General features: G+C 52.6%; 12 protein-coding genes. 5 read left to right on the forward strand and 7 right to left on the reverse strand.

The window, feature by feature from the left end; genetic code table 11:
• Positions 1–3: 3 nt before the first annotated feature.
• From OGX99_RS00400 to OGX99_RS00425, 6 genes are all read right to left on the reverse strand, one after another.
• Positions 4–1032, reverse strand: a complete 1029-nt coding sequence (locus tag OGX99_RS00400) for an ABC transporter permease (protein WP_286542274.1) — start codon at positions 1030–1032, stop codon at positions 4–6.
• Between the two features lie 11 nt (positions 1033–1043).
• A complete protein-coding gene (locus OGX99_RS00405) occupies positions 1044–2591 on the reverse strand; it encodes a sugar ABC transporter ATP-binding protein (protein ID WP_151224215.1) in 1548 nt (515 codons plus the stop codon).
• Between the two features lie 53 nt (positions 2592–2644).
• Entirely contained in the window at positions 2645–3574 is a 930-nt protein-coding gene (locus OGX99_RS00410; RefSeq protein ID WP_032949851.1) for a sugar ABC transporter substrate-binding protein, read from the reverse strand.
• Positions 3575–3612: 38 nt separating this feature from the next.
• A complete protein-coding gene (iolG, locus tag OGX99_RS00415) occupies positions 3613–4599 on the reverse strand; it encodes an inositol 2-dehydrogenase (RefSeq protein ID WP_151224216.1) in 987 nt (328 codons plus the stop codon).
• Positions 4600–4890: 291 nt separating this feature from the next.
• On the reverse strand, positions 4891–6816 hold the full coding sequence (gene iolD / locus OGX99_RS00420) for a 3D-(3,5/4)-trihydroxycyclohexane-1,2-dione acylhydrolase (decyclizing) (RefSeq protein ID WP_151218138.1): 1926 nt from the start codon (positions 6814–6816) through the stop codon (positions 4891–4893).
• Positions 6817–6827: 11 nt separating this feature from the next.
• On the reverse strand, positions 6828–8333 hold the full coding sequence (locus tag OGX99_RS00425; RefSeq protein WP_151218139.1) for a CoA-acylating methylmalonate-semialdehyde dehydrogenase: 1506 nt from the start codon (positions 8331–8333) through the stop codon (positions 6828–6830).
• A 293-nt stretch (positions 8334–8626) separates the two neighbouring features.
• On the opposite strand from OGX99_RS00425, the gene OGX99_RS00430 reads away from it, so the two are divergent.
• The 4 genes from OGX99_RS00430 (at position 8627) to OGX99_RS00445 (ending at position 14815) form a co-directional block, all read left to right on the forward strand.
• Positions 8627–9481, forward strand: coding sequence for a MurR/RpiR family transcriptional regulator (locus OGX99_RS00430; RefSeq protein WP_151218140.1), 855 nt, complete (start codon positions 8627–8629; stop codon positions 9479–9481).
• 189 nt (positions 9482–9670) lie between these two features.
• On the forward strand, positions 9671–10237 hold the full coding sequence (locus tag OGX99_RS00435; protein WP_286542279.1) for a Slp family lipoprotein: 567 nt from the start codon (positions 9671–9673) through the stop codon (positions 10235–10237).
• Positions 10238–10512: 275 nt separating this feature from the next.
• Positions 10513–11670 (forward strand): efflux RND transporter periplasmic adaptor subunit, encoded by a 1158-nt coding sequence (locus OGX99_RS00440; RefSeq protein ID WP_151218141.1) that lies wholly within the window; start codon positions 10513–10515, stop codon positions 11668–11670.
• Positions 11671–11698: 28 nt separating this feature from the next.
• Positions 11699–14815 carry an efflux RND transporter permease subunit gene (locus OGX99_RS00445; RefSeq protein WP_187253071.1) on the forward strand — a complete coding sequence of 1039 codons (3117 nt, stop codon included), beginning with the start codon at positions 11699–11701 and terminating at the stop codon, positions 14813–14815.
• A gap of 298 nt (positions 14816–15113) precedes the next feature.
• Here OGX99_RS00445 and OGX99_RS00450 read toward each other — a convergent pair whose 3' ends face one another.
• A complete protein-coding gene (locus OGX99_RS00450; RefSeq protein ID WP_151218393.1) occupies positions 15114–15710 on the reverse strand; it encodes a DUF308 domain-containing protein in 597 nt (198 codons plus the stop codon).
• Between the two features lie 280 nt (positions 15711–15990).
• On the opposite strand from OGX99_RS00450, the gene OGX99_RS00455 reads away from it, so the two are divergent.
• Entirely contained in the window at positions 15991–16617 is a 627-nt protein-coding gene (locus tag OGX99_RS00455) for a YfdX family protein (RefSeq protein ID WP_151218142.1), read from the forward strand.
• The last annotated feature ends 44 nt before the right edge of the window (positions 16618–16661 follow it).

The raw sequence follows: 16661 nt of genomic DNA on the forward strand, positions 1-16661 counted from the left end.
TCCTCACAGTGCGCCGCGACGGCTCTTGGCGTAGGTATCGAACGCCACCGCCAGAACGATAATTAAGCCGGTTATAATTTGTTGGTAATAAGCCGAGACGTTCATCAGCACCAGGCCGTTAATCAGGATGCCCATGATGATCGAGCCGATAATGGTGCCACCGATGCGTCCGTAGCCCCCCATCAGCGACGTGCCGCCAATCACCACGGAAGCGATGACGCGCAGCTCAAACGAGATCCCGGCGACCGCTTCCGCACTGCCCAAACGCGCACTGAGGATGAAGCCCGCCAGCCCCGCCAGACAGCCAATCAGCACGTAGACGCTGACCAACACGCGCTTGACGTTGACCCCGGCCAGGCGCGCCGCCTCCGGGTTGCCGCCGATGGCGTACACGAAGCGCCCCCAACGGGTTTTATGCAGCGCCAGATAACCACCCACCGCCACCAAAGCGAAGATCCAGATCGGAATGGAAATGCCGAGCAGTTCACCACGCCTCCACCAGCGGTAACCCGCGTCGAACCCGGCAATCGGCGCGCCGTCGTTAATGACCAGCGTCAGGCCGCGCCAGATGGTCATCCCGCCGAGGGTGACGATAAACGGCGGCAGACGCAGGCGGGTCACGCCGAGGCCATGCAGGAAACCAATCGCGGTGCCCATCGCCATACAGATCCCAAGGCCAATCAGCCAGCTCATGCCGCCCCAGGCGTTCGGATCGACGGTGGTGAAGTTGTCGCCCTTAATCACATACGCGGCGGTCATGGCGCAGACTGCCAGGATGGAGCCTACCGACAGATCGATTCCGGCGGTCAGAATGACAAACGTCATACCGACAGCCATGATCCCGTAGATGGAGACTTCGGTCAGGATGTTGAAAATATTGCGTTCAGAAAGAAAATTGCTGTTCTGCAACTGAAAGAAAATCAGCAGCAGGATCATGAAAATCAGTACCCCAAAGCGCTCAAAAAAGGCTATAGGATCGAGACGTCCGCCGCGTTTGGCTGGAACCTGCGTTTTAGAAATAATCTGCGTCATGAATCACTCCGTTATGCCGCATTCAGGGCGTTGTGGTTGATGGCCATCATCGTCATTAACCGCTCTTCGTTGGCGTCATCGCCATGGATCTCGCCAGTCACCCGGCCTTCACTCAGCGTGATGATCCGATCGGAAACCGCCATGACTTCAGGCAGATCGGAGGAGATCACGATCACCGCCACGCCCTTCTTCGCCATATCAAACAACACCTGATGGACTTCTGATTTGGTACCAACATCGATGCCACGCGTCGGCTCATCGACAATCAGCACCCGCGGATTAAGTGCCATGCAGCGCGCGAGGATCACCTTTTGCTGGTTGCCACCAGAGAGCTTGCGTACCTCCTGCGCGCTGTTGACCATTTTGATCTGCAGCGCCTGACGGTAAGACTCGATCAGGGCATCCTCTTTGCGGGTATTCACAAACCAGCGCCACTGCAGCAGTGATGACAGGCTGGAAAGCGACAGGTTGTCGCGGATCGACAACCCCAACACCGCGCCCTCTTTTTTACGATCTTCCGGCACCAGCGCCAGCCCCTGATCCAGCGCAAACAGCGGATCGCGCGGCTGATACGGCACGCCATCAAGCTCGAAGCTACCGGAGGTAAACCCGTCGGCGCCAAACAGGCAGCGGGCCACTTCAGTGCGCCCGGCACCAACCAGCCCGGCGATGCCTAATACTTCTCCGGCATGAACGTGGAAACTAATGTCGTGTAGCGCGATGCCATGCGGATCCAACGGCGGCTTTTCACGGCTGAGTCCCTTTACCGCCAGACGCACAGGTTTATCTTGATGGTGAGTTTCACTGGCCGGGCGGCGATTAAAGGCCACATCACGCCCCACCATCAGGCGAATCAGCTGTTCTACAGTGGTCTGTGCAACCGCACCATTGCCGGTAAAACGTCCATCCTGGAAAACGGTAAACTGGTCGCAAAGTTGAAATACTTCATGCAGACGATGGGTGACATAGATAATGCTCACGCCCCGCCCTTTAAGTTCCCGCACCACCCGGTGCAGACTTTCTACTTCGCTGTCGCTCAGCGCGGCGGAAGGTTCGTCCATGATGATAAGCTTTGCGTTCAACGTCAGCGCCCGCGCAATTTCCACCATTTGCTGCTGTGCCACACTCAGTCGGGCCACGGCAGTGGTTGGCGCAACGTTCAGTTGCAAATAATCCAGAATCACCTGCGCTTCCTGATTCACCGCCTTTTCATCCACAATCAGATTGCGCTTGCGCGGTTCACGCCCGAGGAACATATTCTCGGCGACGGTCATGTTGGGCAGCAGATTAAATTCCTGATAAATAGTGATAATGCCCTTGTTCTGCCGCTCGACCGGAGAGTCCTCTACCGGCAACGTTTCGCCGTTAAACCAAATCTCCCCACGCGTTTGCGGCTGCGCGCCCGCCAGCGCTTTCAGCAGGGTCGATTTTCCGGCACCGTTTTCACCTAACAGCGCGTGGATTTCTCCCGCACCAACGGTCAGTTGTGCGCTGCTTAGCGCCCAGACGCCGGAAAAGCTTTTCGCCAGGTCGGTCACTTTCAGTAAGGGTTGCGACATCGGTCTGCTCCTCCTCATAGTGAGCCGCCACTTACGCAGCGGCTCTGGACATATCAGTTACCGGCCTCACCGATACGCTCAGCCTGCTGCAGATTTTCTTTAGTTATCAGCGTTGGCGGATAGTCAGCACCGGTGATTGCGGTCTTCTCACGGACGTTATTCACCAGTTGGCTCATGGCCGTTTTCACCGCAAAACCAGGACGCTGATCCGCCGTTACCGCCAGCCAGCCGTCACGCACGCGTGCCAGCGCTTCCGGTACAGCATCAAAGCCCGTGACCAGAACCTCACCCGGTTTCAGACCTTGCCCCTGTAACGCTTCAATCGCGCCCAGCGCCATGTCGTCGTTAGCGGAGAGGATCACCTGAGGGCGTTTCGGCAGTGAAGGCAGCACGCTTTCGACAATGCGCATCCCTTCAGAGCGCATCCAGTTACCCGTCTGATCGGCGACGATCTTGTACTTTTCACCGCCCGCCTTCAGGCTGTCGCGAATACCTTTAGTACGTTCTATGTTGGAGGAGGAGCCTGGCTGGCCGGTCAGCAGAATAATGTCCGCCCCGTCAGGAAATTTGGTTTTTACAAAGTCGCCAATCGCCTGGCCGCCTTTGTAGTTATTCGCGCCGAAGTGCGGCACTTTTTTCTGGCTATCGACGGAGCGGTCGAGAGTAACAACGGGTAGTTTCGCATCCTGAATTTCATCTACCGCACTGGACACCGCGTTAACATCGTTCGGTGAAACGATAAAACCCTGTGCGCCACGGGTGATGGCGTTTTCCAGGTCAGCGACCTGTTTCGGCGAGCTACCCTGCCCGTCCAGAACCTGCAAATTCACACCCATCTCTTTTGCGGCTTTCACCGCCGTGCGCTGCATGTGAACTTCAAATGGCATCGCCAGATTTGGCGTACTAAAAACAATTTGCTCATTTTCAGCAATGGCTGCCCCGGATGTCATGGCGATGAGGACAGCTAAGATCAGTTTTTTCATTATTATGTCTCTCTGTGTAGGGTTGGTTGTGATGACAATCAGAGGAGAACTTCACGCTGGCTATGCAGTGACTCCAGCGCTTTATCCGCCAGATACAGCGCACGCTCACCGTCGTCCCCGCTGCAATCCGGGACCGCTTCGCCGCGCAGTACCGCAACAAAGTGCTCCCATTCCGCGGCATAGGCCGATTTATAACGCTGCAGGAAGAAATGTTCAGGCAGCGCGCTGTTGCAGCCCTGTTTGCCGTAGTGCTGCACCTGGTTTTCGAGAATATTGCCCGCACACAGCAGCCCTTCAGAGCCGTGCAGCTCAAGGCGCTGGTCGTAGCCGTAGGATGAGCGGCGGCTATTGACGATGGTCGCCATCGCGCCGGAAGCATATTTCAGAACGATAAATGCGGTGTCGATATCGCCCGCCTCACCAATCGCCGGATCCACCAGATTACTGCCCTGGGCATACACCGACACCGGCTCTTCGCCCATGATAAAGCGCGCCATGTCAAAATCGTGGATGGTCATATCGCGGAACATGCCGCCGGAGACGCGCACGTATTCCGCAGGCGGCGGAGACGGGTCGCGGGAGATAATCAGCAGCGATTCCGGCTTACCGATACGCCCGGCCAGTGCGTCGGTTTTCACGCGGCGAAACTGCGGGTCAAAACGGCGGTTAAAGCCGATAAACAGCGGCACGTCGTACTCTTTAACCACTTTCAGACAGTCGCGCACGCGGGCCAGATCCAGGTGGACGGGCTTTTCGCAGAAGATAGCTTTGCCGTGACGAGCAGCCAGTTCAATCAGGTCTGCGTGGGTATCTGTCGCGGAGGCGATCAACACGGCGTGAACGTTTCGATCAGTCATTGCCTCATCCAGACTTTGCAGACGGGCCTGGTACTGGGTGGCAAGACGAGTGGCAAATTCCTGATTCGGGTCGACGACGGACCAGAGCGTGGTAGCACTGTGACTGGCAATGTTAGCTGCATGTACCTGGCCAATTCGGCCAGCGCCCAGTAAAGCAATGTTAAACATAACGGCTCCCGGTGTTGGTGAATGCGATGAACTAACGACCCCTTAAATAAAACATTTATTTCATTTTTATAAATAGTGAAAATTATATTTTTGAGTGCAAGTTAACACTTTTGAGACGAATGAGATAAAATCTGTTATCAATATCACAACATGACATAAGGAAAGATGCAGGAATTGGCCCCCTTCCGTTCAGGAAGGAGGCGGTGGATCAAGAGAAAAGAAAAATGAAATGAAAATTTCGTCGGGAAGGATTGCCGGATGGCGGCTTTGCTTATCCGGCATAGCTCTGCGTCAGTACTGGCGCGCTTTTTTCACCTGCTCAAACGTCTGCTCAGCGGCTTTGCGCACCGACGGCGAATCGGCCACCTGCGCGTCGCCAGTGCGCCACCAGGCGGCGTAATCGTGGGTCATGGTTTTCGGCAGGACTTTGATATCCAGCAGCGCAGGACCAGGATGCGCACGGGAGGCTTCCAGCGCCGCCAGAAGGCTTTGTTCATCATGTACCCGCCACGCCCGACAGCCGTAGCTCTGCGCGTTTTGGGCAAAATCGACTTTTACCAAAGGCCCATCCAGTCGCCCGGTTTGCGGGTTACGGTGGCGGTTTTCCGTGCCGAAACTCCCCATCCCGTGTCCCATCTGCAGATTATTAATACAGCCGAAGCCGGCGTTATCAAACAGCAGAATGGTCACCTTTACCCCTTCCTGAACGGCGGTTTGCAGCTCGGAATGTAGCATCATGTACGAGCCATCTCCCACCATGGCATAAACCGGCTGCTGTGGCTTCGCCAGCCTGGCCCCAATAGCAGCCGCAATTTCATAGCCCATACAGGAGTAGCCGTATTCCAGATGATAGCTGTCAGGGGTTTTGACCTGCCAGATGCGCTGTAAATCGCCAGGCAGCGAGCCAGCCGCGCCGACGACAATAGCGTTGTCTTCGATGTGCTGATTGATAAGCCCCAGCACCTTAGTCTGGGTCAACCGGGTGTTAAGCGTGTCGCCATATTCTGCCAGTTGGGCGTCAAGATGCCCCGCCACTTCAGGTTCGTCGTCAGGACGCCAGTCGCGATCCCACAAACGCTGGCACTCATCGCGCCAGGCCGCTTGCACCTGCGCTACCTCATTCCCCCAATCGCTGCGGTAATCTTTCAACGTTTCGGTTAGTGCATTCAGCCCGGTACGGGCGTCGGCGATAAGCGCAGTAGCATCAAGCTTCAGCGCATCAAACTCCGCCACGTTCAGCAGCAGGAATTCAACGTCCCGATGAGAAAACAGCGCTTTCGAGCCGGTGGTAAAGTCGGTGAGACGCGTGCCGATGCCGATCACCAGATCGGCCTTCGGCGCGAGCTGATTGGCGGCCATCCCCCCGGTAACCCCAATGCCACCAAGGTTAAGTGGGTGGTCACTAACCAGCGCCCCCTTTCCGGCCTGAGTTTCGGCAAATGGCAGTTGCAGCGTTTCAACAAACGTTTGAAATGCCTCATGCGCACCGGAATAGCGAACCCCGCCGCCGCATACCGCCAGCGGACGACGTTTGCGGGCAATAAGCGCCCGCGCCATCGCCAGACGCTGCGGATCGGGTGGACGACGTTCAATCAAATGCACGCGGCGCGCAAAGAAGCTCTGCGGGTAATCCCAGACTTCCCCTTGCACATCCTGTGGCAGGCAAATAGTGACTGCTCCAGTATCTGCGGGGTCAGTAAGCACTCGCATCGCGTTCAGCATCGCGCTCATTAACTGCTCCGGGCGATTAATCCGATCCCAGTAACGCGAGACAGGCCGGAAACAGTCATTCGTGCTGATGCCAAGGTCATGGTATTGCTCAATTTGTTGCAGTACCGGATCCGGCTGGCGGCTGGCATAGACATCCCCGGGCAACAGCAACAGCGGAATACGGTTCGCCGTCGCGGTCGCCGCGGCAGTCACCATATTCGCCGCCCCCGGTCCAACCGACGACGTGACGGCAAAAATACGCTGGCGTCGATGCTGTTTGGCGAATCCAGTCGCCATATGCGCAATTCCCTGTTCGTTACAGCCCTGCATCACCTGCAGGTGACCGGGATCCTGCTCCAGCGCCTGGCCGACACCCAGCACGTTACCGTGACCAAAGATGGTCGCCACACCCTCGACAAAAGGCGCTTCCTGTCCATCGACACAGATATATTGTTGATTAAGGAATTTGACCAGCGCCTGAGCCATGGTCATACGTTCGGTTTGCATAAACCCTCCTGTCAGCCCAGCGTCGGCATGGAGAACGCGGCCCCCGTGTCCTGCAGCATTTCTGGCCAGCGTGCGGTAACGGTTTTCATCCGCGTATAGAAACGTACGCCATCGTTGCCGTGAACGTTGAGCGCACCAAAAATGGAACGCTTCCAGCCGCCAAAACTGTGGAACGCCATCGGCACCGGAATAGGCACATTAACGCCCACCATGCCCGCCTGAACCTCTTCGCAGAAGCGACGCGCACAGCCGCCATCACGTGTGAAAATCGCCGTGCCATTACCATATTCGTGGCGATTAATCAGTTCCAACGCGCTGCTGTAATCTGCTACGCGCACCACAGAAAGTACCGGCCCGAAAATCTCTTCTTTGTAGATCGTCATTTCCGGGGTGACATTATCAAACAGGGTCGGCCCGACAAAATAGCCCTGCTCATGACCTTTGACGCTAAAACGTCGACCATCCACGCGCAGGCTGGCCCCTTGAGATTCCCCACTGTCGATATACCCGAGCACTTTATTCCTATGTGCCGAGGAAATAAGCGGCCCCATTTCGTTTTCCGGCGTCTGATCAAGCCCCGGCCCGACACGCAGTGCAGCAATCTGCTTTTCCAGTCGTGAGCACAGCTCATCTGCCGTTTTATCGCCCACCGCCAACACGACAGAAAGCGCCATGCAGCGTTCTCCCGCTGCGCCGAAAGCTGCGCCCATAATGGCGTTAGTCGCCATATCCATGTCGGCATCCGGCATTAAAATGCAATGGTTTTTAGCACCGCCCAACGCCTGGCAACGCTTACCGTGGGCCGAAGCCGTCTGATAAATATATTCCGCAATCGGCGTTGAGCCGACGAAGCTCACGGCCTGTACGCGCGGGTCGGTCAGCAGCACATCAACGGACTCTTTATCGCCCTGGACGACGTTGAACACACCGTCCGGCAGACCTGCTTCTTGCAGTAATTTCGCCAGCGCCAATGCAAGAGAAGGATCTTTTTCCGAGGGCTTCAGTACGAAGGTATTCCCGGTCGCTAATGCGATGGGGAACATCCACATCGGCACCATTGCCGGAAAGTTAAACGGTGTGATCCCCACGCAAACCCCGAGCGGTTGCATCAGCGAATGACTATCGACTCCGGTCCCTACATTGGCTGAGTGTTCACCCTTTTGCAGATGTGGGATGCCACAGGCAAACTCCACCACCTCCAGGCCGCGCGTCAATTCACCGACCGCGTCAGAGAACACCTTGCCATGTTCTTCACTGATGATGCGCGCCAACTGATCCATGTTCTCTTCCAGCAGCGCCTTAAAGCGGAACATCACTCGCGCACGTTTTAGTGGAGAGTGTCGCGCCCAGGCAGGGAACGCGTCATACGCTGCCGCGATGGCCTGTTCGGTTTCCTGTGTTGTACTCATCACCACCTGGCGGATCTGTTCGCCGGTGGCCGGGTTGAAGATCGCCTGAACGCGCTGGCCTGAACCGGTGACACATTCGCCATGAATAAAATTCGCTACCGTCTCCATCCTTAACCTCTCGCTGTTGATACGTGACTGTTACCTGAACGCTGCTATCTGTGTACTATATATGAAACAAACATTCCATTTTAAGTTGAAATAAAATAAATAATGATTAATGTGATCAAGGATGGGTTTTTATGTTAACAAGTGAAATTGCATGATTCACCTGCACTGGCAGAACGTTTCAGCAGGAGATAAGTCTGAAGCTTTTGTTTCGTTTTTTCGGTCGGATGAATGAGTGACATTTCAAAGACGCGGTTTTGCGTTTAGAATCATAAAACTATGCAACAGGAGGTAAAATGACGACAGCAACCAGCCTGAACGAACTGCAGCAGCAAATCCGCGATCGCTACGATGGACTGAGCAAGAGGCTGCAGCAGGTGTCCCGCTATGTGCTGGATAATACAAATAGCGTGGCTTTTGATACGGTTGCCGTCATTGCCGAGCGGGCCGGAGTGCCTCCCTCAACGCTTATCCGCTTCGCCAACGCCTTTGACTTCACCGGCTTCAACGAAATGAAACAGCTGTTTCGTATGAACCTGGTGGAGGAAACTGCCAGCTACAGCGATCGCGCGCGCCTGTTCCGGGAGATGGAAAGCGAAGCCGTGCCAGAAACGCCACTTGATATCCTGCAGGAGTTCGCCCGTTCGAATACTCAGGCCCTACAGCAGCTGGCGGCCCGTGCCGAACCTGAAATGTTAGAACGCGCCGTACAATTACTGGCAGAAGCCGAGACCATCTACATCGCTGGTCTGCGTCGTTCGTTTAGCGTAGCCGCCTATCTCACCTACGCTCTGAGCCATCTTGAATGTCGCCCTATTTTGCTCGACGGTATGGGTGGGATGTTGCGCGAGCAAATTAACCGCATCAAAGCGCGCGATATTGTTGTGTCGATAAGCTTCTCGCCGTATGCGGAAGAAACGGTGATGGTCAGCGAAACTGCGGCCAATGCAGGCGCGCGCCAGATAGTCATAACCGACAGCCAGATAAGCCCGCTGGCAACGTTCAGCGATCTCTGCTTTGTGGTAAAAGAGGCGCAGGTTGACGCGTTTCGCTCTCAGTCAGCGACGCTGTGTCTGGTACAGTCGCTAGTGGTTGCGCTGGCTTACCGCCTGGGTGACGGGAGCAATGAACGCGGTCATTCTGTCGGGTAACCGGGCAGTCCACAAATTGATGGCCCGTCTTTTTATATTCCCGTCACGTGACGGGAATATGTCCAAAAATACTCTCTATTATTACCATAAGCTACAATTATACGACTATTAGCCAATCAACAATGTGCGTGCTGACAATAATGGGCAAAGGTTTACTATAGGCCTGTCTTTTTTAGCAGGAAAGTAAAAATGAATAAAGTAAAAGGGTTGCTGGTTATTGCCCTTACATTCGCCCTGGCAGCATGTGCTTCAATTCCTGAGAATATCAAAGGTAATAATCAATCCGATATTCAAAAAAACTTTATCTCAGTGCACAACCAACCCGGGTTATATACCGGTCAGCAGGCTCGCTTTGGGGGTAAAGTCATCAATGTGATTAACACCAAAACAGATACGCTACTGGAAATCGCCGTATTACCACTGAACAGCTACGCCAAACCACAAATAGGCGCGAACTATCAGGGACGTATACTTGCCCAGCAGAAAGGGTTTCTCGACCCGGTAAACTACAGAAACCATTTCGTGACTATTTTAGGGACAATTCAAGGGGAAGAACCTGGATTCATCAATAAGGTCCCGTACAACTTTGTGAAAGTTGATTTACAGGGCATTCAGATTTGGCATTTAACAGATACTGTCAACACCACCTATAACCTGTGGGATTACGGATACGGCGCGTTCTGGCCTGAACCGATGTGGGGAGGCCCCTACTACACAAATACCGTAACCGAGGTTACACCGGAGCTCGTAAAATAACCCCGTAGTTAGATGGCGCTAATCTATCGCGGAATTTGATACAGGCGAAACATCCTTATCATCTTCCGTGTTTATCTTATTGCGCCATGCCACTGAATGCGATCCTTCGGCTAACATGAATTCTTCCTGTTACCTATAATTTACCCGCTAGCACTTTAGCGAAAAATGGGCTTTAGTCGTCTCATGCCTGAGCATCTTTTGTTATTTATCGATCACTCTCCCATCCTGCATGCAATACAAGAACATTTGTGTTTACACATTATTCAGGGATAACTATGAACAGAAAATGCTTACTCTTGATACCATTATTTTTTAGTAGCGTCATTATCACCGCCTGCGATAATAAACCAGCAGTAAAAAACACCGCCATAGAGCCCGAAGTCGGCGTTATTACCTTAGCGCCCTCTTCAGTAAATATTAAAAGTGAACTTCCGGGTCGCGCGGTTTCATTCGAGATCGCCGAAATCCGGCCTCAGGTTGGCGGGATAATCATAAAACGCAATTTTATTGAGGGTGATAAAGTCAGTAAAGGAGCATCACTGTATCAAATTGATCCTGCTCCGCTGCAGGCGCAACTGGATTCAGCCAAAGGCGCACTGGCAAAGGCATTAGCGACGGCCAATAATGTACGTCTCACATTAAATCGGCAGTCAGCGTTACTTAAATCTAATTACGTCAGCCGTCAGGACTACGACACAACACGCTCCCAGCTGAATGAAGCGCAAGCCAATGTCGCTGTCGCCAAAGCGGATCTTGAGCAGGCCACCATCAACCTTCGTTACGCCAATGTCACCTCGCCGATTGATGGCATCAGCGGTAAATCATCCGTGACCGTGGGTGCCCTGGTCACTGCCAACCAGCAAAACGCACTGGTCACCGTTCAGCGTTTGGATCCTATTTATGTTGATTTAACGCAGTCAGTACAAGACTTCTTACGCCTGAAAGAAGAGAAAGCCAACGGCAAAATCGCCCAGCAACAGGGCAAAATTCCTGTTGAGCTGATGCTGGAAAACGGCAAACCCTATCGTCATACCGGTACGCTTGAGTTTGCCGATCCCGCCGTCGATGAGACCACTGGTTCGGTAACCCTGCGCGCGGTGTTCCCGAATCCTGAAGGTGAAATTTTACCCGGGATGTATGTCACGGCGTTGCTGGACGAAGGCAGTCAGCAGAACGTTTTGATGGTCCCCCAACAAGGGGTTACGCATAACGCGCAAGGAAAAGCCACCGTGCTTCTCCTTGACCAGGAAAACGTGGTGCAACTGCGCGAAATAAACGCCGTGAAGGCCGTTGGCAATCAATGGCTGGTGACCGCAGGTCTACGTCCCGGCGATCGGGTCATTGTGTCCGGACTACAACGAATTCGTCCGGGAGTCAAAGCCCGGGTCCTCCCTTCAAAACTGAACCCCCCTGATGCGGTAACAAAACAGTAATATTTCAGGTATTAAGGACACTCTCTTCATGGCCAACTTTTTTATTGAGCGCCCGGTTTTCGCATGGGTGCTTGCCATTATCATGATGTTTACCGGCGGTATCGCAATAATGAATCTGCCGATCGCCCAATATCCACAAATTGCTCCCCCGACCATTACCATCAGCGCCGCCTACCCAGGGGCTGACGCCAAGACCGTTGAAGACTCCGTGACTCAGGTGATTGAACAGAATATGAATGGTCTTGATGGCCTGATGTATATGTCATCCACCAGCGATGCGGCAGGTAATGCGTCAATCATCCTGACCTTCAAAACGGGCACATCGCCCGATATTGCGCAGGTTCAGGTACAGAATAAGCTGCAACTGGCAATGCCATCCTTGCCGCAGGAGGTACAGCAGCAAGGGATCAGCGTTGATAAATCGAGCAGCAATATTTTAATGGTCGCCGGCTTTATCTCTGATAATAACAGTCTGAGCCAATATGATATTGCCGACTATGTGGCCTCGAACATTAAAGACCCGCTAAGCCGTACTGCTGGGGTGGGGAGCGTGCAGCTATTCGGTTCACAATACGCTATGCGCATATGGCTTGATCCGCAAAAACTCGACAAGTATAACCTCACCCCGCAGGACGTCATTACCCAGCTCAAAGTTCAGAACAATCAGATCTCAGGCGGACAATTGGGGGGCATGCCACAGGCTGCCGATCAGCAGCTAAATGCGTCGATCATCGTCCAGACGCGCCTGCAAACTACCGATGAGTTTGGCAAGATCTTCCTCAAAGTTCAGCAAGATGGCTCCCAGGTTTTGCTGCGTGATGTCGCCCGCATTGAACTGGGCGCGGAAAATTATGCTACGGTTGCTCGTTACAACGGCAAACCCGCAGCCGGGATTGCGATTAAACTTGCCGCTGGCGCCAATGCCCTGGAAACATCTCAGGCGGTCAAACACGAACTGAACCGATTATCGGCCTGGTTTCCGGCCAGCATGAAAACCGTTTATCCTTATGACACCACGCCGTTTATCGAGATTTCAATTCAGGGTGTTTTTCATACATTGATCGAGGCAATCATTCTGGTGTTCCTCGTCATGTATCTGTTTTTACAAAGCTTCCGGGCAACGCTTATCCCCACAATCGCCGTTCCGGTGGTTATCCTCGGCACCTTTGCCATTCTCGACGTCGCCGGTTTCTCGATTAATACGCTCACGATGTTTGGCATGGTGCTGGCGATAGGGTTGTTAGTCGATGATGCTATCGTGGTGGTTGAGAACGTAGAACGCATTATTGCCGAAGAACACTTGTCACCCAAAGCGGCAACGCATAAAGCAATGGGCCAGCTCCAGAGGGCGCTGGTTGGTATTGCCGTCGTGTTATCCGCCGTATTTATGCCGATGGCATTTATGAGCGGCGCGACAGGAGAAATTTTCCGTCAGTTTTCCATCACCTTGATCTCCTCCATGCTGCTGTCGGTGTTTGTGGCGATGAGCCTGACGCCAGCACTCTGTGCCATGCTGTTAAAAGCACACGATGACGAGCAGGCAAATACGCATTTTCTGTTTGCCCGATTCAATCATTTCATGGAGAAATGCACTCAGCACTACACGGACAGCACCCGAAAACTGTTACGTTGCACTGGCCGTTACATGGTCGTTTACTTAGTCATTGGCGCGGGCATGATGGTGCTGTTTTTACGTACGCCGACCTCCTTTTTGCCTGAAGAAGACCAGGGGGTGTTCATGACCACGGCGCAATTGCCCTCAGGTTCAACGATGGTAAACACCAGCAAAGTGCTTGGAGAAATAACGGATTACTACCTGACGAAAGAACAGAAAAACGTCGCGTCTGTTTTTACCGTAGGCGGATTTGGTTTTAGCGGTCAGGGACAAAACAATGGCCTGGCGTTTATCAGCTTGAAGCCGTGGTCAGAACGCATTGGCGAAGAAAACTCGGTTACCGCCATTATTCGACGGGCAATGATGGCCTTAAGTACCATCAATAATGCCGTCGTGTATCCGTTTAATTTACCCGCAGTGGCAGAATTGGGTACGGCTTCAGGTTTTGATATGGAGCTGCTGGATAACGGTAACCTTGGGCATGAAAAAATGATGCAGGCTCGAAACGAGCTTTTGGCTCTGGCCAGTCAGTCGTCCGGTGAGGTCGACGGGGTGCGTCCGAATGGTCTTGAAGACACGCCGATGTTCCGCATTCACGTCGACGCAAGGAAAGCGGAAGCCATGGGCGTCGCATTAGCGGATATCAATCAGACTCTCTCCACGGCCTTCGGTAGTCGCTATGTCAATGATTTCCTGAACCAGGGACGCGTTAAAAAAGTGTATGTCCAGGCTGATACGCCATTCCGTATGTTGCCGGACAATATCAATCGCTGGTACGTACGTAATGCCTCTGGCGCGATGACGCCGCTTTCCGCGTACTCATCCACCGAGTGGACCTACGGCTCTCCCCGCCTTGAACGCTACAATGGTCAGCCAGCAATGGAAATTCTGGGCCAACCGGTTGAAGGGAAAAGCAGCGGTGATGCGATGAAATTTATGGCCTCGCTGATTAATAAACTGCCCGCGGGCGTCGGCTATGCCTGGACTGGCCTGTCTTATCAGGAAGCGCTGTCCACAAACCAGGCACCAATGCTGTACGGCATTTCGCTGATCGTCGTATTTCTGGCGCTGGCGGCGCTGTATGAAAGCTGGTCGATCCCATTTTCCGTGATGCTGGTTGTGCCAATCGGGGTGGTCGGCGCGTTGCTGGCAACCGATCTGCGCGGCCTGAGCAATGATGTTTACTTCCAGGTCGGCCTGCTCACCACCATGGGGTTGTCGGCTAAAAACGCCATTCTGATCGTCGAGTTCGCCGTCGAGATTATGCAAAAAGAAGGGAAAACGCCGCTTGAAGCCGCGGTGGAAGCGGCCAAAATGCGCTTGCGCCCTATTTTGATGACGTCACTGGCTTTCATTCTTGGAGTTATTCCACTGGCTATAAACAATGGCGCGGGTTCTGGCGCGCAAAATGCTGTCGGTACAGGTGTTATCGGTGGGATGCTGGCCGCAACGGTGCTGGCAATCTATTTTGTTCCGCTCTTCTTTGTGCTTGTTGAAAACATGCTGGCGCGATTTAAAGCACGGCGCTGATACCCTGCCCTATCCCTGGGATAAAGATATAAGATCCCAGGGATAGCGCTTCACTTGTGAGATCTACGAGTATTAGCGGACCCGGCTATCCAGCGAATTTCTCGCGGATAGCTGGTTTTCTTGTAGGGGAACGACCGGGGTAGGTACAGAGGTTGTCAATTCTAACTAATGCCAGGCTATCAAAACGGTTAATCAATAGTGCAGGCCGGTATCCTGCAGATTTACAGCCAGTTCACCCAATTTAGCATCAGGATGTTGATGACACATTTTAACACTCAAAATGCACTCCAGGGGCGCATTAATTTTTATCAGCGAGTTTATCAGTTTGTGCCAAGGTCGTATTTCTGCGCAGACTGATAAAAGCCAAAGAACTAAAGATCATCTCCACACCAATAAAGATGGAGGTAAACACATAAGATCTGTCAGGATCCATATTCAGCCACGCGCCAGCAATAAGCAGGTCAAAAATACCAATAAAGATATTCCATCCATAGCCCGGACTGCGGAACATTTTGACACCGGAAGCAACACGGAATATACCGCCGAGAATAAACAGGCAGCAAAAAACCATTGCCAGCGAATTCATGCCAATCACCGGATTAACAAGGAAACAGTATCCCAACAGTAACCACGCCATAGCAAAAAAGGCGTAAGTGAATCTGGCTTTCAACTGTTTTTTACCCGCGCTGAACAGGCTATAAATAGAATAGAAGCCACATACCAGGAACATAAAACCTGTGGCATAGCTTAAGTAAACGCCTGCGGCGATTGGATAGATTAAGCAGCAGATGCCGCAAATCAATAACAGCACTGCCATGATCGTGGCGTGTCTTTTATAGTGAAATAGTGTTTTTTCATTGAACGCTTTCAGGCTGCGCTGGTTAAAAACAAACATACATCCTCCGTCACATAGCAATGCAATGTAACCTGCAAATAAAAGAATAATACTCAGTTGATACATATCAATTACCATGGAATGATAAGACTTCCACTCAGGATTCGTATATAAGAATAAAGGAAATCCGTTATCCGTAAAATCCTACACACGTCAGACGTCTGACATCTGTAAGATTAAACGCTCATTATTCCTTCCTGGCTCTGATTCCTCTCATTTAATTTATTTAATATGCTTATTTCGTTTGGTGACATATACCAACTTTATTCAGGAGAAAGTAATGAAAAAGATTATTCTTGCGGGTCTGCTAGCAACCATGATGGGTTCAGCACCGGTAATGGCAGCGACCACTACCACTCCGGCACAAACTGCTACAGCAAATGTACAAAAAGAAGCTGCCGATATTATGCAGGTCGCGGTACAAGGTGCAAATGCGATGCGTGATATTCAGCTTGCCCGTCTGGCTCTGTTTCATGGACAGCCTGACAGTGCTAAAAAATTAACAGATGACGCCGCTTCCCTGTTGGCAGGTGACAGCCACGACTGGGCGAAATTTGTAAAGGCTGCGCCTAAAGCCAAGATGATTGACGATCAGTACGTGGTCATCAATGCGACGGTTGCGCTGTCAGAAGATTATATTGCTACTCCGGCCAAAGAATCTGCAATCAAAACAGCGAATGGCAAAATGGCCAAAGGCGACTGGAAAGGTGCAGTAGATACTTTGCAACTGGCTGGTATCAGCGTACTTCAGACTCAATATCTGATGCCCCTGAATCAGACGCGTAAAGCCGTTACCAGCGCGCAGAAACTGCTGTCTTCAGGTAAATACTATGAAGCAAACCTTGTGTTAAAGGGTGCTGAAGAAGGCATTGTGATCGATAGCGAGATGCTGGGCGCAGGCCAGTAATACTCAGCACTACGGCGTGTTGAACCAGGACTTTCTCTCCTGCC

The sequence above is a fragment of the Citrobacter sp. Cu096 genome (assembly GCF_030332285.1).
In the GTDB taxonomy this organism is placed as follows: Bacteria; Pseudomonadota; Gammaproteobacteria; order Enterobacterales; family Enterobacteriaceae; genus Citrobacter; species Citrobacter meridianamericanus.

Coding starts and splice junctions, on each gene's coding strand:
- OGX99_RS00435 (WP_286542279.1), top strand. CDS start 9,671: ATGAATAAAGTAAAAGGGTTGCTGGTTATTGCCCTTACATTCGCCCTG.
- OGX99_RS00400 (WP_286542274.1), bottom strand. CDS start 1,032: ATGACGCAGATTATTTCTAAAACGCAGGTTCCAGCCAAACGCGGCGGA.
- OGX99_RS00425 (WP_151218139.1), bottom strand. CDS start 8,333: ATGGAGACGGTAGCGAATTTTATTCATGGCGAATGTGTCACCGGTTCA.
- OGX99_RS00410 (WP_032949851.1), bottom strand. CDS start 3,574: ATGAAAAAACTGATCTTAGCTGTCCTCATCGCCATGACATCCGGGGCA.
- iolG (WP_151224216.1), bottom strand. CDS start 4,599: ATGTTTAACATTGCTTTACTGGGCGCTGGCCGAATTGGCCAGGTACAT.
- OGX99_RS00455 (WP_151218142.1), top strand. CDS start 15,991: ATGAAAAAGATTATTCTTGCGGGTCTGCTAGCAACCATGATGGGTTCA.
- OGX99_RS00405 (WP_151224215.1), bottom strand. CDS start 2,591: ATGTCGCAACCCTTACTGAAAGTGACCGACCTGGCGAAAAGCTTTTCC.
- OGX99_RS00430 (WP_151218140.1), top strand. CDS start 8,627: ATGACGACAGCAACCAGCCTGAACGAACTGCAGCAGCAAATCCGCGAT.
- OGX99_RS00440 (WP_151218141.1), top strand. CDS start 10,513: ATGAACAGAAAATGCTTACTCTTGATACCATTATTTTTTAGTAGCGTC.
- OGX99_RS00450 (WP_151218393.1), bottom strand. CDS start 15,710: ATGTTTGTTTTTAACCAGCGCAGCCTGAAAGCGTTCAATGAAAAAACA.
- iolD (WP_151218138.1), bottom strand. CDS start 6,816: ATGCAAACCGAACGTATGACCATGGCTCAGGCGCTGGTCAAATTCCTT.
- OGX99_RS00445 (WP_187253071.1), top strand. CDS start 11,699: ATGGCCAACTTTTTTATTGAGCGCCCGGTTTTCGCATGGGTGCTTGCC.